Annotated in this window: 18 protein-coding genes and 1 pseudogene; 9 read left to right on the top strand and 10 right to left on the bottom strand. The window is 76.8% G+C overall.

Annotation, left to right across the window (positions count from 1 at the left end; genetic code table 11):
- Positions 1–44: 44 nt before the first annotated feature.
- On the bottom strand, positions 45–674 hold the full coding sequence (locus V9U69_RS00395; protein ID WP_337059307.1) for a DUF4031 domain-containing protein: 630 nt from the start codon (positions 672–674) through the stop codon (positions 45–47).
- A gap of 186 nt (positions 675–860) precedes the next feature.
- Between V9U69_RS00395 and V9U69_RS00390 the strand changes: the two genes are divergently transcribed.
- Positions 861–1,151 (top strand): WXG100 family type VII secretion target, encoded by a 291-nt coding sequence (locus V9U69_RS00390; RefSeq protein ID WP_337059306.1) that lies wholly within the window; start codon positions 861–863, stop codon positions 1,149–1,151.
- A gap of 99 nt (positions 1,152–1,250) precedes the next feature.
- On the opposite strand, the gene V9U69_RS00385 is transcribed toward V9U69_RS00390, so the two are convergent.
- Positions 1,251–1,406, bottom strand: a complete 156-nt coding sequence (locus tag V9U69_RS00385) for a hypothetical protein (RefSeq protein ID WP_337059305.1) — start codon at positions 1,404–1,406, stop codon at positions 1,251–1,253.
- A gap of 206 nt (positions 1,407–1,612) precedes the next feature.
- On the opposite strand from V9U69_RS00385, the gene moaA reads away from it, so the two are divergent.
- Complete coding sequence (gene moaA, locus V9U69_RS00380) at positions 1,613–2,680, top strand: GTP 3',8-cyclase MoaA (protein WP_442907509.1); 1,068 nt, start codon at positions 1,613–1,615, stop codon at positions 2,678–2,680.
- A gap of 3 nt (positions 2,681–2,683) precedes the next feature.
- Positions 2,684–2,980, top strand: a complete 297-nt coding sequence (locus V9U69_RS00375; protein ID WP_337059303.1) for a MoaD/ThiS family protein — start codon at positions 2,684–2,686, stop codon at positions 2,978–2,980.
- 54 nt (positions 2,981–3,034) lie between these two features.
- Here V9U69_RS00375 and V9U69_RS00370 read toward each other — a convergent pair whose 3' ends face one another.
- Genes V9U69_RS00370 through V9U69_RS00360 form a run of 3 tightly spaced genes read right to left on the bottom strand, consistent with a single transcriptional unit; the run spans position 3,035 to position 6,083 of the window.
- Complete coding sequence (locus tag V9U69_RS00370) at positions 3,035–4,504, bottom strand: flavin-containing monooxygenase (protein ID WP_337059302.1); 1,470 nt, start codon at positions 4,502–4,504, stop codon at positions 3,035–3,037.
- Positions 4,501–5,574 carry an FO synthase gene (locus tag V9U69_RS00365; protein WP_337059301.1) on the bottom strand — a complete coding sequence of 358 codons (1,074 nt, stop codon included), beginning with the start codon at positions 5,572–5,574 and terminating at the stop codon, positions 4,501–4,503. Before V9U69_RS00365 ends, V9U69_RS00370 begins: the two co-directional genes overlap by 4 nt.
- Before the next feature lie 47 nt (positions 5,575–5,621).
- Positions 5,622–6,083 carry a molybdenum cofactor biosynthesis protein MoaE gene (locus V9U69_RS00360; protein WP_337059300.1) on the bottom strand — a complete coding sequence of 154 codons (462 nt, stop codon included), beginning with the start codon at positions 6,081–6,083 and terminating at the stop codon, positions 5,622–5,624.
- A gap of 62 nt (positions 6,084–6,145) precedes the next feature.
- Between V9U69_RS00360 and cofC the strand changes: the two genes are divergently transcribed.
- The 3 genes and pseudogenes from cofC to V9U69_RS00345 all read left to right on the top strand — a co-directional run bounded on the left by cofC (position 6,146) and on the right by V9U69_RS00345 (position 8,738).
- Entirely contained in the window at positions 6,146–6,781 is a 636-nt protein-coding gene (gene cofC, locus V9U69_RS00355; RefSeq protein ID WP_337059299.1) for a 2-phospho-L-lactate guanylyltransferase, read from the top strand.
- Between the two features lie 56 nt (positions 6,782–6,837).
- Positions 6,838–8,112, top strand: a pseudogene (cofG, locus tag V9U69_RS00350) (7,8-didemethyl-8-hydroxy-5-deazariboflavin synthase CofG); the annotation flags it as partial.
- Between the two features lie 14 nt (positions 8,113–8,126).
- On the top strand, positions 8,127–8,738 hold the full coding sequence (locus tag V9U69_RS00345; RefSeq protein WP_337059297.1) for a suppressor of fused domain protein: 612 nt from the start codon (positions 8,127–8,129) through the stop codon (positions 8,736–8,738).
- A gap of 31 nt (positions 8,739–8,769) precedes the next feature.
- On the opposite strand, the gene V9U69_RS00340 is transcribed toward V9U69_RS00345, so the two are convergent.
- Both V9U69_RS00340 and groL read right to left on the bottom strand, forming a co-directional pair.
- The gene (locus V9U69_RS00340; RefSeq protein WP_337059296.1) at positions 8,770–10,053 is read right to left on the bottom strand and encodes a D-arabinono-1,4-lactone oxidase; all 1,284 of its coding nucleotides are present in this window, start codon (positions 10,051–10,053) and stop codon (positions 8,770–8,772) included.
- Between the two features lie 107 nt (positions 10,054–10,160).
- The gene (gene groL, locus V9U69_RS00335; RefSeq protein WP_337059295.1) at positions 10,161–11,789 is read right to left on the bottom strand and encodes a chaperonin GroEL; all 1,629 of its coding nucleotides are present in this window, start codon (positions 11,787–11,789) and stop codon (positions 10,161–10,163) included.
- A 350-nt stretch (positions 11,790–12,139) separates the two neighbouring features.
- On the opposite strand from groL, the gene V9U69_RS00330 reads away from it, so the two are divergent.
- Positions 12,140–12,730 carry a YceI family protein gene (locus V9U69_RS00330; protein WP_337059294.1) on the top strand — a complete coding sequence of 197 codons (591 nt, stop codon included), beginning with the start codon at positions 12,140–12,142 and terminating at the stop codon, positions 12,728–12,730.
- 44 nt (positions 12,731–12,774) lie between these two features.
- On the opposite strand, the gene V9U69_RS00325 is transcribed toward V9U69_RS00330, so the two are convergent.
- Together V9U69_RS00325 and V9U69_RS00320 are read right to left on the bottom strand one after the other, a co-directional pair.
- Positions 12,775–12,978 carry a cold-shock protein gene (locus V9U69_RS00325; protein ID WP_337059293.1) on the bottom strand — a complete coding sequence of 68 codons (204 nt, stop codon included), beginning with the start codon at positions 12,976–12,978 and terminating at the stop codon, positions 12,775–12,777.
- A gap of 411 nt (positions 12,979–13,389) precedes the next feature.
- Positions 13,390–13,695 (bottom strand): DUF3263 domain-containing protein, encoded by a 306-nt coding sequence (locus V9U69_RS00320; protein WP_442907508.1) that lies wholly within the window; start codon positions 13,693–13,695, stop codon positions 13,390–13,392.
- 158 nt (positions 13,696–13,853) lie between these two features.
- On the opposite strand from V9U69_RS00320, the gene V9U69_RS00315 reads away from it, so the two are divergent.
- Positions 13,854–14,531, top strand: a complete 678-nt coding sequence (locus tag V9U69_RS00315; RefSeq protein WP_442907507.1) for a uracil-DNA glycosylase — start codon at positions 13,854–13,856, stop codon at positions 14,529–14,531.
- A 71-nt stretch (positions 14,532–14,602) separates the two neighbouring features.
- Positions 14,603–15,688 (top strand): aldose epimerase family protein, encoded by a 1,086-nt coding sequence (locus V9U69_RS00310; RefSeq protein ID WP_337059290.1) that lies wholly within the window; start codon positions 14,603–14,605, stop codon positions 15,686–15,688.
- A gap of 43 nt (positions 15,689–15,731) precedes the next feature.
- On the opposite strand, the gene V9U69_RS00305 is transcribed toward V9U69_RS00310, so the two are convergent.
- Positions 15,732–16,235: an OsmC family protein gene (locus V9U69_RS00305; protein WP_337059289.1), complete on the bottom strand. Its 504-nt coding sequence runs from the start codon at positions 16,233–16,235 to the stop codon at positions 15,732–15,734.
- Positions 16,236–16,267: the final 32 nt, after the last annotated feature.

Genomic DNA, 16,267 nt, shown 5'->3' with positions numbered 1-16,267 from the left:
CCCCCCCCCCCCCCCCCCCCCCCCCCGCGGTGGGCCACCGGTGCTCAGCGCCCCGCGCGCTCCCGGGCGAGGGGCCACCACCAGGCGGCCGCGACGGCGGGGTCGTCCAGCGGCACGGCACGCACCCCGGCGGCGGGCCGCTCCCCCTCGGCGGGCAGCAGCAGGCCGTCGTGCACGACCGCGGTGCTGCCGGCGGTGCCGGCGTCGCCGGCGCGCCGCCAGGTGCGGCGGAAGCCGAGCACGGTGCGCTCGCCGGGCCCGGCCGGGGCGGGCAGCCGGCCGCCGGCCGCCAGGAGCACCCCCGCGCCGGTGAGCACGAGCAGCCCGTGGGTGCCGTGCGGGGCCGGCACGCGCGCGGCGCGCACGACGTCCACGCGGGCGCCGGCGACGACGGCGGTGCCGAGGACCTTCTCGCCGCGCCGCTTGGGGGTGCGCAGCCCGGACGCGCGCACGCGGCGCAGCAGCTCGCGGGTGGCGACGGGTTCGGCCCCCCGGGCCACGGCCCGCTCGACGAGCTCGGCGGGCACGTCGTAGTGGTCGCCCTCGAAGGCGCCGCGCGGCACGCCCAGGGCTGCGGCGAAGGCGTGCAGCTCCTCGAGCGAGGAGTCGCTGGCCAGGTGCGCCCACCAGCGCCCGTGGGCGGGGTAGCGGGGCGGGTCGACGAGCACGCTCACAGCAGGCCCCTCCCCCGGCGCCCGTCGCGTCGCGGTGTCCACCGGCGCCCGTCGCGAGCGGATCGGGACGCGGCTGTGGACGACCTCGGCACCGGGCTCCTCGGGCCGCCTAGCGTCGGGTCTCCCGGCGGGGAGGGACGGCTCTCCCCCACGCGGCGCGGACGTCCCGCGCGGATGGAGGATCCCATGAGCAGGTTCGAGGTCGACAGCGCGCGCGTGGAGCAGGCGAGCGCCGCCGTGTCCGCCTCCGCGGCGAACCTGGCGAGCGAGGTGGACGGCATGATGCGCCACCTGCTGGACCTGGAGTCGTGCTGGAAGGGGCAGGCGGCGGCGGGGTTCCAGGCGCTGAGCGCGCAGTGGCGCGGCACGCAGGACCGGGTGCGGGCCTCCCTGGAGGAGATCCAGCGGGCCCTGGCGCAGGCGGGCCGCCAGTACGCGGACGTGGAGGCGGCCAACGCGCGCATGTTCGCCGGCTGACGCGGTTCTGGCGCGGTTCAGGACGCGAGGAGGGGCCGGTCCACCACGCCTGAGTGGCGGACCGGCCCCTCCTCGGGGATCATCCGGCGGCGGTGATCCTCAGGCGGCGCGGTGCACGGGCACCGGGCGCGACGTCGCGCTCGGCACGTTCCACCGCATCTCGAGGTGGGGGCGCCCCTTCGCGTCGCGCACCGTCACCCACTGAGCCTTCGGGCCGCGGGAAGCTCCCACCTTCTTGGCCTGGATGTCGTTCATGTGGCACCTCCCGTTCATCTTTCGTTCACCTTGACCGTACGCCTCTGATCGGTCGAAAGCCAGTCACGATCGAGTCGAAATCGCGCCGCGGAGCAGATCGTGACCATTGTGTTACAGAGGGCTTTCGCGCGGGTGAGCCCGCGCGGCCTCCCGGGACGGCCGCCTAGGGTGGGGGCGTGACGAGCGTGGACCTGGGGCTGCCCTCCGTGCGCCCGGCGGGCCAGGGGCCCGTCGACACCGCGGACGCGCGCTTCCGCAGCGGCCCGCTGCGCGACCGGCACGGGCGCACCGCCCGCGACCTGCGCGTGTCGCTGACGGACCGCTGCAACCTGCGCTGCCACTACTGCATGCCGCCCGAGGGTCTGCCCTGGCTGGAGCGCCCGGCGCTGCTCGACGACACCGAGGTGGTCCGGCTCGTCGGCCTGGCCGTGCGCGAGCTGGGGGTGCGCGAGGTCCGCTTCACCGGCGGCGAGCCCCTGCTGCGCAGGGGCCTGGAGGACGTCGTCGCCGCCACCGCCGCGCTGCGCACCCCCGGCGGCGAGCGCGTGCGCACCTCCCTGACCACCAACGGCATCGGGCTGGCGCGGCGCGCCCGCGCCCTGGCCGCCGCCGGCCTGGACCGCGTCAACGTCTCGCTGGACACCCTCGACCCCGCGCGCTTCGCCTCGATCACCCGGCGCGACCGCCACGCCGACGTGCTGGCCGGTGCGCGCGCGGCCGCCGACGCCGGCCTGGCCCCCGTGAAGGTCAACGCCGTCCTGCTGCGCGGCACCAACGACGACGAGGCCGTGCCCCTGCTGCGCTGGGCCCTGCGCGAGGGGTACCGCCTGCGGTTCATCGAGCAGATGCCGCTGGACCCGCACGGCACCTGGCAGCGCAGCGACATGGTGACGGCCGACGAGATCCTCGCCTCCCTGCGCGCCGGCTTCGACCTGACCCCCCGTCCCGGCTCCGCCCGGGGGTCCGCCCCCGCCGAGACCTGGGACGTCACCGACGGCGACGGGCGCACCGGCGACGTCGGCGTCATCGCCTCGGTCACCCGCCCCTTCTGCGGGGACTGCGACCGCACCCGCCTGACCGCCGACGGGCAGGTGCGCACCTGCCTGTTCTCCACCACCGAGACCGACCTGCGCGACGCGATGCGCGCCGGGGCGAGCGACGACGAGCTCGCCGCCACCTGGCGGGCCGCGATGTGGGGCAAGCTGCCCGGCCACGACATCGACGACCCGTCGTTCCTGCACCCCACCCGCCCCATGAGCTCGATCGGAGGCTGAGCGGTGACCCAGCGGACGGCCGGCAGCACCCCCACCAGCACCGGCGCCGGCGACACCGTCGGCGTGCGCTACTTCGCCGGGGCCGCCGCCGCGGCCGGCGTGGAGGAGGAGCGCGTCGCCCTGCCTGCCGGCGCGACCGTCGGCGACCTCGTCGCGGCGGTGGGCGCCGCCCGCGGCGCCGACCTGACCCGCGTGCTGGCCGCCTGCAGCTTCCTGCTCGACGGCGTGGCCGCCGACCGCGCCGACGTCCTGCCCGCCGGCGCCGTCCTCGACGTGCTGCCGCCCTTCGCCGGCGGCTGAGACCCGACCGCGGCACCACGCACCGCGTCACCGCGTCACTGCGGCGCGCCGGTCTCAGGTCGCGAACGGCGCCGGGTCGAAGGTGCCGTTGCGCTCGCGGAACGCCGTGGCGGTGTCCGGCCACAGCAGCGTCAGCCGGCCGCTGCGCGGGTCCACGTACCAGTTGGAGCAGCCGCCGCGCAGCCACACCGTGCCCGCCGCGGCCTCGTCCAGCCGCCGGGTGTACTCCCGCTGCGCCCGCTCGCCGACCTCCAGCGGCCCTGGCACCCGGGCCAGGTGCTCCAGCGCACCGACCAGGTAGCCGAGCTGGCTCTCGATGACGTGCACGGCGGAGTTGTGCCCCAGCGTGGCGTTCGGGCCGTCCAGCACGAACATGTTCGGGAAGCCGTGCACGACCGTGGAGGCGTGCGAGACCATCCCCCGCGCCCAGGCGCGCGCCAGCGTGCCGGTGCGGCCGGTGACGAGCTCGGCGTACGGCTGCGCGGTCGTGACGAACCCGGTGGCCAGCACCAGGGCGTCCAGCTCGGCCCGGGTGCCGTCCGCGGCCACGGCCGTGCGGCCCTGGAGCCGGTGCAGCGCCGAGGGCACCCAGCGCACCCCGGGCCGCTGCAGCGCCGGGTAGAACCCGTCCGAGAGCAGCACCCGCTTGCAGCCCACCTCGTAGTCCGGGGTGAGCGCGGCGCGCAGCGCCGGGTCGGGCACCTGCGCCGCCAGGTGCGCCAGCGCGCGCTCGCGCAGCCGCGCCAGCTCCGCCGGCACCCGCAGGCGGGCCGCGATGCCGGTCTCCATCGCCGCGAAGACCTCCTCGCGCAGCCGCCGCACCGCGTCCGGGTCGGCGGCGAAGGCGGCCCGCTCGTCCGGCGAGTACGGCCGGTCCCCGCGCGGCACCACCCACGGGGCGCTGCGCGCGAACACGGTCACGCTCGCGGCCCGCCGCGCCAGCTCGGGCACGACCTGCACGGCGCTGGCCCCGGCGCCGACCACGCCGACGCGCGCACCGTCCCACCCGGCGTCCTCGCGCCAGCGCGCGGAGTGCACCACCGGCCCGTCGAAGGAGTCCAGCCCCGCCACGTCGGGCAGGCGCGGCTCGGTGAGCCGGCCGGCGGCGAGCACCAGCACCCGGGCGCGGAACCGGCCCGCGCTCGTGCCCACCTCCCACCGGCCGGTGGTCTCGTCCCAGCGCGCCGAGCGGACCTCGGTGCGCAACCGCACCCGGTCGGCGACCTCCGCGGCCACGGCGCGCAGGTAGGCGTGGATCTCCGCGCCGGGCGCGAACACCCGCGACCACGACGGGTTCGGCGCGAAGGAGAACGAGTACAGGTGGGCGGGCACGTCGCACGCCACCCCCGGGTAGGTGTTCTCCCGCCACGTCCCGCCGACGTCGCCGGCGCGCTCCAGGACCACGAACGACTCCCGGCCCCGCCGCGCCAGGTGCACCGCGGCCCCGATGCCGGCGAACCCGGCCCCCACCACGACGACGTCGACCTCCTCGGCGCCCCCCACCGGCACCGGCCCCCCGCTCACGCCGGGGCTGGCGCCGGGTCGGCCACCTCGCCGTAGCGGGTGGTGCGGCGGCGCACCCCGCGCCCCAGCGACGCGGCGAGGCGCTCGACGTCGGACCGGGTCAGCGTCAGCCCCCGCTCCTGCCCGGCGGAGGGGTCCAGCTCACCGTCCAGCAGCAGGCCGCCGAGGTCGTCCGCTCCCCCGGCCAGCAGCTGCAGGACGAGCGCCTCGTCCAGCTTCGGCCAGGGCGCCTGCACGTGGTCGATCCGCCCGGCCAGCAGCAGCCGCGCCACCGCGGTGACGGCCCGCACCTCCCGCGCGTCCGGGCCGGGCCGGCAGCCCGCCGGCAGCGCCGCGCCCGGCGGCGGCACGAACGGCATGGGGATGAACTCGGTGAACCCGCCGGTGCGCTCGGCGATCGAGGCCAGCAGCCGCAGGTGGGCCACCTGGTGGGCCGGGCTCTCCACGTGCCCGTGGACCATCGTGGCCGTCGACGTCAGGCCCACCTCGTGGGCGGTGGTGACCAGCTCCACCCACCGCGCCACCGGCAGGTCCGGGCCGCCGGCCAGGCGGGCGCGCACGTCGTCGTCCAGGATCCGCGCGGCGGTGCCGGGCACCGAGCCCAGGCCCGCCGCGCGCGCGGCCTCGAGGAACTCGCGCGGGCTGCTGCCGCGGCGGGCGGCGGCGTCGGCGACCTCGGGCGGCCGGAACGCGTGCAGGTGGACGCCCGGGGCGCCGGCGGCGACGTCGCGCACCAGGTCCAGGTAGCCGTCGGCGGGCGCACCGGGCGGCAGGGGGCCCTGCGCGCACACCTCGGTGGCCCCCAGCCGCTGCGCCTCGGCGGCCAGCTCCCGCACCCGCGCGCGGGCCGCCGGGGTGCCGGCCCCCACCCGCTCGACGTCGAGGTTGCGGTTGACGACGTGGGTGATCTCGTCCCCGGCCCGCCGGGCGCGCAGCGCGTCGGCGGTGGCGCACAGCTCCTCCAGCGCGCCGCCGTCGGCGCCCAGCAGCGCCTCGGCCTGCGCGTCGCTCAGCCGGTCGGGGTCACGGGCCGCGGTGCGCAGCGCGGCGCGGAGGTCGGCGGGGGGCACGGCGCGAGGCTAACCCGCCGGGCGCCGGTGGCACCCCGGGGCCGCGGTCAGGGGCAGTCGACCCACTCGGAGGTGCCGTCGCTGAAGCGCTGGTGCTTCCACACCGGCAGCTGCGCCTTCACCTCGTCCACCAGCCGGGCGCAGGCGGTGAACGCTTCCGCGCGGTGCGCGGCGGAGACCGCCACGGCCAGCGCGACCTCCCCGACCGCGAGGTCGCCCAGGCGGTGGCTGACGGCCACCGCGTCCACCTCCGAGCCGTCGGCCACCTGCGCGACGACCCGGGCCAGCACGTCGCCGGCGCTGGGGTGGCCCACGTAGCGCAGGTCGCCCACACCGCGGCCGCCGTCGTGGTCGCGCACGACCCCGGCGAACGTCACCACGGCACCGGCGGCGGCCACCTCCACGAGGGCGGCGTGCTCGGCGACGTCGAGGACGTCCTCGGTGACCACGGCCCGGGCCACCCGCCGGGCGGGGGCGTCGAGCCGGGAGGTGTCGGGTGCGGTCGCCACCGGGCCAGCGTAGGCGCGGGGCCGCGGGCGCGCCGCGCCGCACCGTGGGGGAGACTCGCCGCGTGGTGGACTCCGGGACCTGGCGGGTGGTCGTGCCCGTCAAGGGCGGCGGCGACGCCAAGACGCGGCTGGACCTGCCGCCGGGGCCGCGCCTGGCCCTGGCGACGGCGATGGCGCTGGACTGCCTGGACGCCGTGCTGCGCTGCACCGCGGTCGGGCGGGTGCTGTGCGTCAGCGACGACGGGGCGGTGCGGGCGGCGGCCGGCGCGCTGGGGGCGCGGGCGGTGCCCGCGGGCGGTCCGGGCCTGGGCCGCGCCGTGGACGCCGGGCTGGCGGCCCTGCCGCCCGGTCCCACCGCCGTGCTCGTCGCCGACCTGCCCGCCCTGCGCCCGGAGGACCTCGGCGCTGCCCTGGCCGAGGCCGCGCGCCACCGCGGCCCGGTGCTGGTGGCCGACGCCGACGGCGACGGCAGCGTCCTCGTGGCGGACCGGGACGGGCCGCCGCCGCACCGCTTCGGCACCGGTTCGGCCGCCGCCCACCGCGCCGCCGGGGCGCGGGAGCTGACGGGCCCCCTGCCGGGCCTGCGCCGGGACGTCGACACCCTGGACGCGTTGCGCCGGGCCACCGCCCTGGGGGTGGGACCGCGCACGGCCGCGGCGCTCGGCCGGGCCGCGCTCGCGGCGCCCTGCACCCCGTGACCCCCCGCCCCTGCCCTGCCCCCGAAGACGCGGAGGACCCCGTGACCAGCACCTCGCTGCCCGCCCCGCGCCGCCGCGCGCCGGCGCACTCCCCCGGGCGCTCCCCCGCGCCCGAGCCGGGGCGCGTGCGCGCCGCGCTGGCCGCCGCCCGCGCCGGGGAGCTCGACCGCACGGCCGCCGAGGTGCTGCTGCACGCGCGCGGCGCGGACCTCGCCGCCCTGTGCGCGCTGGCGGCGCCCGTGCGGGACGCGGCGATGGAGCGGGCCGGCCGGCCCGGGGTGGTGACCTACTCGCGCAAGGTGTTCGTGCCGGTGACGCGGCTGTGCCGCGACCGCTGCCACTACTGCACGTTCGCCACCGTCCCGGGGCGGTTGCCGGCGGCGTACCTGGAGGCGGAAGAGGTGCTGGCGATCGCCCGCTCCGGCGCCGCCGCCGGGTGCAAGGAGGCCCTGTTCACCCTGGGCGACGCCCCCGAGGACCGCTGGGCGGCGGCGCGCCGCTGGCTGGACGAGCGGGGCTTCGCCACGACGCTGGAGTACGTGCAGCACCTGGCGCGCCGGGTGCTGGAGGAGACGGGCCTGCTGCCCCACCTGAACCCGGGTGTGATGACGCTCGACGCGCTGCGCTCCTCGCGGGCGGTGGCGCCCTCGATGGGGATGATGCTGGAGACCACCGCGAGCAGGTTGTGGAGCGAACCGGGCCAGGTGCACTTCGGTTCCCCGGACAAGGACCCGGCGCTGCGCCTGCGCGTCCTGCACGACGCCGGCCGGGCCCGGGTGCCGTTCACCACGGGGATCCTCGTGGGCATCGGCGAGGACGCCGCCGAGCGGGTCGACTCGCTGCTGGCGATCCGGGACGTCGCCGCCGAGCACGGCGGCGTGCAGGAGGTGATCGTGCAGAACTTCCGCGCGAAGGACGACACCGCGATGCGCGGCGCCGACGACCTGGACCACGAGGAGTACCTGGCGTCGATCGCGGTCGCGCGGTTGCTGCTGGGGCCGGGGGTCTCGCTGCAGGCCCCGCCGAACCTGTCGGACCCCGGCCAGCGCGAGCAGCTGCTGGCCGCGGGCGTGGACGACTGGGGCGGGGTCTCCCCGCTCACCCCGGACCACGTGAACCCCGAACGGCCCTGGCCGCAGCTGGACGACCTGGCGGCCACCACGCGCGGTGCGGGGTTCCGCCTGGCGGAGCGGTTGACGGCGCACCCGCGGTTCGTGCTCGACGCCCTGGGCGGCAGCGGTGAGTGGATCGACGAGGGGCTGCACGCGCCGCTGGCGGCGCTGGCCGACCCCGTCACGGGCCTGGCCGTGGAGTCCGCCCGCCCGGTGGGGACGGGGGTGGCGCGGTGAGGGCGGAGCACGCCGAGCCCTCGGACGCGGAGGTGCGCATGGCGCGGTTCGCGGCGGCGCAGCTGGGCCGGGGCGCGTCCCCGGAGTTCTCCGAGTTCTCCGACAGCACCGGCCGGCGCGGGCTGGACGTGCTGACGGTCCGCGAGGCCCCGCGCCCGGGGCACGTGTCGGTCTCCACGCTGTCGATGCACCGCTGGGTGAACCTCGTCGGTTCCGGCGCCGACCGCCACGACGAGCGGGTCGAGCTGGTGACGGTGCTGGCGGGCGTGGAGGCCGACGACGCCGCCGCGCTGCTGGTCGCCTCGGCGTTCACCGCGGCCGCCGAGGGGTGGCCGGTGCAGGCGGGCACCGTGTTCCCCGGCGTCGCCGGGGAGCTGTTCGGCCCGGGCGCCGAGCACCTGCTGCTCACCGCACCGGGCCTGTTCCCCCGGCTGGCGCGCTACCGGCTCGACGAGGCGGTGCAGGTGCGCTGGCTGCAGGCGGTGCCGATCCACGAGGCGGAGCGGGTGTTCCTCGACGAGCACGGTCTGGGGGCGCTGGAGGACCGGTTCGCGGCGGCGGAGATCGCCGTGGCCGACCCGGCCCGCCCGCCCGTCGGCCCGGGCTGAGGGCGAGCCGGCGCCGGACCGGGCCGCGGCCTCAGCCGGTCAGCCCGATCCGGTCGGTGAACGCGTTGGCGAACGTGCCGTCCGGGTCGCGGCGGGCGACGAGCGCGCGGGCGTCGGCGAAGCGCGGGTAGAGCCCGGCCAGCGCGTCGGCGCCGGCGGCGAACAGCTTGCCCCAGTGCGGGCGCGCCCCCAGGGGCAGCAGCTCCGCCTCGATCCGGGCCAGGGCCGCGAGGACCTCGCTCTGGCGCTGCTTGAAGGTGAAGTGGAACGCCACCGCGTCGCGCTCGTACGACGAGGACAGCCACAGGTCGTCGGCGGCCACGGTGCGCACCTCGCACATGTGCAGCAGCGGGGCGATCGACGGTCCCAGGCCGCGCAGCGCCTCGATCGCGGCGAGGGCGTGCGCGCGCTCCACGAGGTACTCCGCCTGCAGCTCCTCGCCGTTGCTGGGCTGGAAGCTGAACCGGAAGTGCGGCAGGCGCTCGTGCCAGGGACCGGGGACGCCGAGCTGCTCGGTGGCGTTGAGCACGTCCACCTCCGGCAGCGGGTGCAGCGGTTCGCCGGCGGGCCGGGCGCCGAACAGCTCCGCGGGAGCGTCGGCGGAGTCCGCCAGTCGCGTCTTCAGCCACACCTGGGCGGTGTCCTCGCCGACCCACGTGGTGTAGACGCTGACGCTGTACGCGGCGGAGGTGACGGCGTCGAAGTTCTCCGTGAACGCGGCGAACGACAGCCCGGAGTAGACGTCCTGGCGCACCTCGTACGCGGGCACCACGTCCAGCTCGAGGGCCGTGACGACGCCGAGCGCACCGACGGCCACGACGCTCCCGGCGAACTCCTCCTCGCCGCGCTCGACGCGCCGCAGCCCGCCGTCGGCGCCGACGACCTCCAGCGCCCGCACGTCGGCGGCGAGGTTCTGCGTGCGGTCGCCGGAGCCGTGGGTGGCGGTGGCCACCGCGCCGGCGACGCTGATGTGCGGCAGGGACGCCATGGTGCGCAGGGCCCAGCCGGCCTCGTGCAGCCGCTGCGCGAGCACGCCGTAGCTGGTGCCGGCCCCGACCCGCACCACCGCGCGCTCGCCGTCGACCTCCACGCCGGCCGGCAGGCCCGCCAGGCTGACGAGGTCGCCCGGGGAGTCGGCGACGTCGTTGAAGCAGTGCCGGGTGCCCAGTGCCCGCAGGCGCCGCGAGCCGGCGACGAGCTCCTGGAGCTGCTCGACGCTGCGCGGGGCGTGCAGGCGGGCGGCGGTGTACCGGAGGTTGCCCGCCCAGTTCGAGCCGGGGTCGAGGGCGGGGGCGGACGACGTCGGGGTGCTCACGCGGGCACGGTAATCGATGCAAGAGCGGCGCCGGCCGGGAACGCCGCGAGGGCGGCCCCCCTGGTGGAGGACCGCCCTCGCGGGTGGTGCTGGTGGTGCGGGGGGACTCAGAAGTCCATGCCGCCCATGCCGCCGTCGCCGCCGGCGGCGGCCGGGGCCGCCTTCTCCGGCTTGTCGGCGATGACGGCCTCGGTGGTCAGGAACAGGCCCGCGATGGAGGCGGCGTTCTGCAGCGCGGAGCGCGTCACCTTGACCGGGTCGTTGATGCCCGCCTCGAGCAGGTCCACGTACTCGCCGGTGGCGGCGTTCAGGCCGTGACCGGTGGGCAGGTTGCTGACCTTCTCCGCCACGACGCCGCCCTCGAGGCCGGCGTTGACGGCGATCTGCTTCAGCGGGGCCTGGATGGCGACCTTGACGATGTTCGCGCCGGTCGCCTCGTCCCCGGCCAGCTCGAGCTTGTCGAAGGCCAGCACGCCGGCCTGGATGAGGGCCACGCCACCACCGGCGACGATGCCCTCCTCGACGGCCGCCTTCGCGTTGCGCACGGCGTCCTCGATGCGGTGCTTGCGCTCCTTGAGCTCGACCTCGGTCGCCGCGCCGGCCTTGATGACGGCCACGCCGCCGGCCAGCTTGGCGAGACGCTCCTGGAGCTTCTCGCGGTCGTAGTCGGAGTCGCTGCGCTCGATCTCGGCGCGGATCTGGCCCACGCGGCCGGCGATGGCGTCGGCGTCGCCGGCACCCTCGACGATCGTGGTCTCGTCCTTGGTGACGACGACCTTGCGGGCGCGGCCCAGCAGGTCGAGGTCCGCGGTGTCGAGCTTGAGGCCGACCTCCTCGGAGATGACCTGGCCACCGGTGAGGATGGCGATGTCGCCCAGCATGGCCTTGCGGCGGTCGCCGAAGCCGGGGGCCTTGACGGCGACCGACTTGAAGGTGCCGCGGATCTTGTTGACGACCAGGGTCGCCAGGGCCTCGCCCTCGACGTCCTCGGCCACGATCACCAGCGGCTTGCCGGACTGCATGACCTTCTCCAGCAGCGGGAGCAGGTCCTTCACCGTGGAGATCTTGGAGTTCAGGATGAGGATGTACGGGTCCTCGAGCTCCGTCTCCTGACGCTCCGCGTCGGTGACGAAGTAGGGCGAGATGTAGCCCTTGTCGAAGCGCATGCCCTCGGTGAGCTCGAGCTCCAGGCCGAAGGTGTTGCTCTCCTCGACGGTGATGACGCCTTCCTTGCCCACCTTGTCGAGGGCCTCGGCGATGAGCTCGCCGATGGAGGCGTCACCGGCGGAGATGCCGGCGGTCGCGGCGATCTGCTCCTTGGTGGTGACCTCCTTGGCGGCGGCCACGAGCTGCTCGGTCACGGCCTCGACGGCCTTCTCGATGCCGCGCTTGAGGCCCATCGGGTTCGCACCCGCGGCCACGTTGCGCAGGCCCTCGCGCACGAGCGCCTGGGCCAGGACGGTCGCGGTCGTCGTGCCGTCACCGGCGACGTCGTCCGTCTTCTTCGCGACCTCCTTGACGAGCTCGGCCCCGATCTTCTCGTAGGGGTCCTCGAGCTCGATCTCCTTGGCGATGCTCACACCGTCGTTGGTGATCGTGGGGGCGCCCCACTTCTTCTCCAGGACGACGTTGCGGCCCTTGGGGCCGAGCGTCACCTTGACAGCGTCGGCGAGCTGGTTCATCCCGCGCTCGAGACCGCGACGGGCCTCTTCGTCGAAGGCGATGATCTTGCTCATGCCTGGTGTTCCTCCCAGAAGACGGGCGGTGGGTGGCCGGAGCGGTGCCCGCGACGGACGACCGGCGGCGACGGGGTCACGTCCCCCGCGCGACCGGCCTCACCGGTCCGGCCCGGAGCTTTCGCTCCCGGGTCGAGGTGCTGCTGGTGCTGTCACTCTCGACTCGAGAGTGCCAGCGCCAATGTTGGCACTCTCCCCCTCCGAGTGCAAACCCCCCGGCACGCCCCGGGCCCCCGCGCCGCACCGGCGCGAGCTCACCCGGACGGCGTCTGGTGTCCCCGGCGAACCGGTGGGACCGTCGAAGGACCACCCCGGCCCACCCGAGGGCCGGCCCCCGGATGAGGAGAGACGTGTCCGAGCTGCCGCTGCGGATCCAGGCGCTGAAGACGCGCCGCGCCGACGACCTGTCGGGCGAGTACGTGCTGGACCCCACCCACAGCCGCATCGGCTTCGTCGCCCGGCACGCCATGGTCACCAAGGTGCGCGGGCAGTTCACCCGCTTCGAGGGCCGCGCCCACCTGGACTTCGCCCGGCCGGAGGCCTCGAGCGCGCAGGTCCTCATCGAGGTGGCGAGCATCGACACCCGCGAGCCGCACCGCGACGAGCACCTGCGCACCAACGACTTCTTCGACGCCCCCGCGCACCCGCACATCGGCTTCCGCTCCACGCACGTGCAGCCGCTGGGCGACAGCGACTACCGCGTTACCGGGGACCTGACCATCAAGGGCAGGACCCGCCCCGTCACCATCGACTTCGAGCACACCGGCGCCGCCAAGGACCACTTCGGCACCACGCGCGTGGGCTTCGAGGGCTCCACGAGGATCGACCGCCGCGACTGGGGCGTGGTCTGGAACGCCCCCCTGGAGACCGGCGGGGTGCTCCTGTCCGAGACCGTCCTGCTCGAGTTCGAGGTGTCCGCGGTCCCGGCCCCCACCGCCTGAGCGCCGGCGACCGCCCCGCGGGGAGGTCACCGGCGCGGGAAGGGTCAGATCGCGCGGACGTCCTCGGCCTGCGGGCCCTTCTGGCCCTGCCCGATCTCGAACTCGACGCGCTGCCCCTCCTCGAGGGAGCGGTAGCCGTCGGCGGCGATCGACGAGTAGTGCACGAAGACGTCGGCGCCACCGTCGTCGACGGTGATGAAGCCGTACCCCTTCTCGGCGTTGAACCACTTCACGGTGCCCTGAGCCATTGCCTTCTCCTGGTGGTGCAGCGAGCGGGACGCCCCCGGCATCGCCCGGGGACGGGTCTCACGCTGCCCGCGGCGGTGAGGCCGTGGGCGACGCCCGACGTGCCGGCCCCGGAGAGGACGTGCTCATCGAACTGATCGACCGCTGCTCAGGGTAGTGCGCGCAGGGGCGGTCGGGGCAGGGTTCACCCACCCTGATCGACGTGACGCGCGGGGCGGCTCACAGCAGCCCGCTCACCCCGCCCAGCAGCCCGTCGAGCAGGCGGCGCACCGCCACCACGGCCCCGCCCACCACCACCGCCGCCACCAGCACCCAGGCAAGCACCACCAGCAGCAGCCCGGCCGGACCGCGACGGGTGCGGTGCGCACCCCGGCGCGCCGCCAGCTGGCGCGGGCGGCGCTGCTCCCCGCGGCTCAGGGCTGCGCGCCCAGGCGGCGCGCGGAGCGCGCGCGCTGGCGGCTGGAGCGCATCCGCCGCAGCCGCTTGACCAGCATGGGGTCGTGCTCGAGCGCCTCGGGGGTGTCGATGAGGGCGTTGAGCACCTGGTAGTAGCGCGTGGGCGTCAGGTCGAACAGCTCGCGCACCGCCTGCTCCTTGGCGCCGGCGTACTTCCACCAGCGCCGCTCGAACGCGAGGACCTCGGCGTCGCGGCGGCTGAGCCCGCCGCCGGTCCCGGGCTGCCCGGCGCCCTCCTCGCGCGCCGTCGCGCCGACCTGCACCTGCGACCCGTCCACGACCTGCCCCTCTCTCACGACGCCACCCACTGTAGGAGGCGCCTCCGACACCGGCCCCTCGCGGCGCGCGGGGCGCGGCGGCGCGCGCTAGCGTCCGGCGGGTGCCCGAGGAGCCAGCCGCGACCGAGCCCGCCGACGAGCCGTTGCCCGACCCGGCCGGTCTGGGCGTCGACGACCTCGAGGCCGGCTGGGCGCGCGCGCTGGCACCGGTGCGCCCGCAGCTGTCGGCCCTCTCGCAGCGCCTGGCCGAGGAGCCCGCACCCTGGCTGCCGGAGGCGGGCGACGTGCTGCGCGCCTTCCGCCAGCCCTTCGCCGACGTGCGGGTGCTCCTCGTCGGGCAGGACCCCTACCCCACCCCCGGGCACCCGATCGGCCTGGCGTTCGCCGTCGAGCCGCACGTGCGGCCCCTGCCGCGCAGCCTGGTGAACGTCTACCGCGAGCTGCACGAGGACACCGGCGTGCAGCCGCCCGAGCACGGCGACCTGACGGCGTGGACCCGCTCGGGCGTGCTGCTGCTGAACCGGGCGCTGACCGTGCGGGCCGGGGACGCGGGCTCGCACCGGCGCCTGGGCTGGCAGGCGGTCACCGACGCCGCGGTGCGCGCCCTCGCCGAGCGCGGCGGGCCGCTGGTGGCGCTGCTGTGGGGGCGCGACGCGCAGTCGGTGACGCCCCTGCTGGGCGACGTGCCCGTCGTGGCGGGCGTGCACCCCAGCCCGCTGTCGGCCCGGCGCGGGTTCTTCGGCTCGCGCCCCTTCAGCCGCGTCGACGCGCTGCTGCGCGAGGCCGGCGGTGAGGGGATCGACTGGCGCCTGGACCCGTAGCCGGACCCACGAGCCCGGCACCCCGCGCCCCGGTGGCCGGACCGGCCCGCGGGCACGGCACGATGCGGCCCATGAGCGCCACCGGCACCGTCACCCGCTCCCCCTTCGGCCGCACCCGCCGCGGCGAGCCCGTCGAGCGCTGGGAGCTGCGCCTGCCCTCCGGGGCGAGCGCGCACGTCCTGACCCGGGGCGCGGCGCTGCACCGCGTCGTGGTGCCCGACGCCGCCGGCACGCTCGGCGACGTCGTGGTGGCCCTGCCGGACGTCGCCTCCTACGAGGCGGCCGAGGGCTACCCCGGCGCGGTCGTCGGCCGCGTCGCCAACCGGATCGGCGACGGGCGCTTCAGCGTCGACGGCGTCGAGCACCGGGTGCCGGTCAACGACGGCCCGAACGCCCTGCACGGCGGCGCGGAGGGCTTCGACCAGCGCGTGTGGGCGGCGCAGGAGGTCACCGGCGGCGAGGGACCGGCGGTGCGGCTGGTGCTGGTCAGCCCCGACGGCGACATGGGCTTCCCCGGTGAGCTGACGGCGCAGGTCACGTACACCCTGGCGGAGGGCGACGGCGAGGTGCGGCTGCGCGTGGACTACCGGGCCACGACGACCGCGCCGACGCCGGTGAACCTCACCAACCACGCCTACCTGAACCTCGACGGCCCCGGCACCGTGGAGGAGCACGTGCTGCGGCTGGCGGCCTCCCGGTACGTGCCGGTGGACGAGCGGCTGATCCCCACCGGCGAGCTGCGCGAGGTGGAGGGGACGCCGTTCGACTTCCGCTCCCCCACCCGCCTGGGCGAGCGGCTGCGCGAGCCCGACGAGCAGCTGCTGCGCGCGCTGGGCTACGACCACTGCCTGGTGCTGGACGGGGCGGGCACCGGCGAGCGCGACGTGGCGGAGCTGACCGGGCCGCGCAGCGGCCGCCGCCTGCGGGTGCGCACCGACGCGCCGGGCGTGCAGCTGTACACCGGCAACTTCCTCGACGGCGCGTGGCGCACCCGCGAGGGCCGCCCGGTGCGCCAGGGCGACGCGCTGTGCCTGGAGACGCAGCTGCTGCCGGACGCGGTCAACCGGCCGGGGTTCACCGGCGGCGGGCTGGGCGAGGCCGTGCTGCGCCCGGGTGAGGAGTTCACCACGGCCACGACGTTCGCGTTCGGCGCGTGAGGCCGGCGCGCCCGGCCCCGGCGCAGGGCCGGGCGCGGCGCGCTCAGGCGCGGCGGACGGTGACCGTCGGCGGCACCCGCAGCGTCTGGGCGATGACGCAGTAGCGCTCGGCGAGGGAGATCATCTTCGCCTCGGTGGCCTCGTCGGCGTCGGAGGTGAAGTCGAAGGTGATGGTGACGTCGGTGATCCCGACGGGCACCGAGCGGTCCACCCCGAGGGTGCCGCGGGCGTCCCAGGTGGCCTCGGCGGTCACGCTGGCGCCGCGCAGCTGCACGCCCATCGCGGTGGCCACGCTGCGCAGCGTCACGCCGGCGCAGGCCGCCACCGCCTCGCAGAGCATGTCGGCGGAGCACGCTTCGGTGCCGTCGCCGCCGGCGGCCGGGTGCAGCCCGGCGCGGGTGGTGCCGGCGAAGCCGTCGACGGAGACGCCGATGGACTGCCCGTCCAGCACGGCCACGGCCCGCGCCGGCACGGCCGCGGCGGCGGGGTCCTCGCGGTACTTGTCCTTCAGCGGCTTCTGCAGGGCCCTCAGCTCGGTCGCGTCCACCGGGGCACCTTAAGGCCCCGGCGCGACGAGGG

This window comes from Kineococcus sp. G2, assembly GCF_037154035.1.
Taxonomy (GTDB): Bacteria; Actinomycetota; Actinomycetes; order Actinomycetales; family Kineococcaceae; genus Kineococcus.
This window is presented reverse-complemented; position numbering and strand designations above follow the sequence as displayed.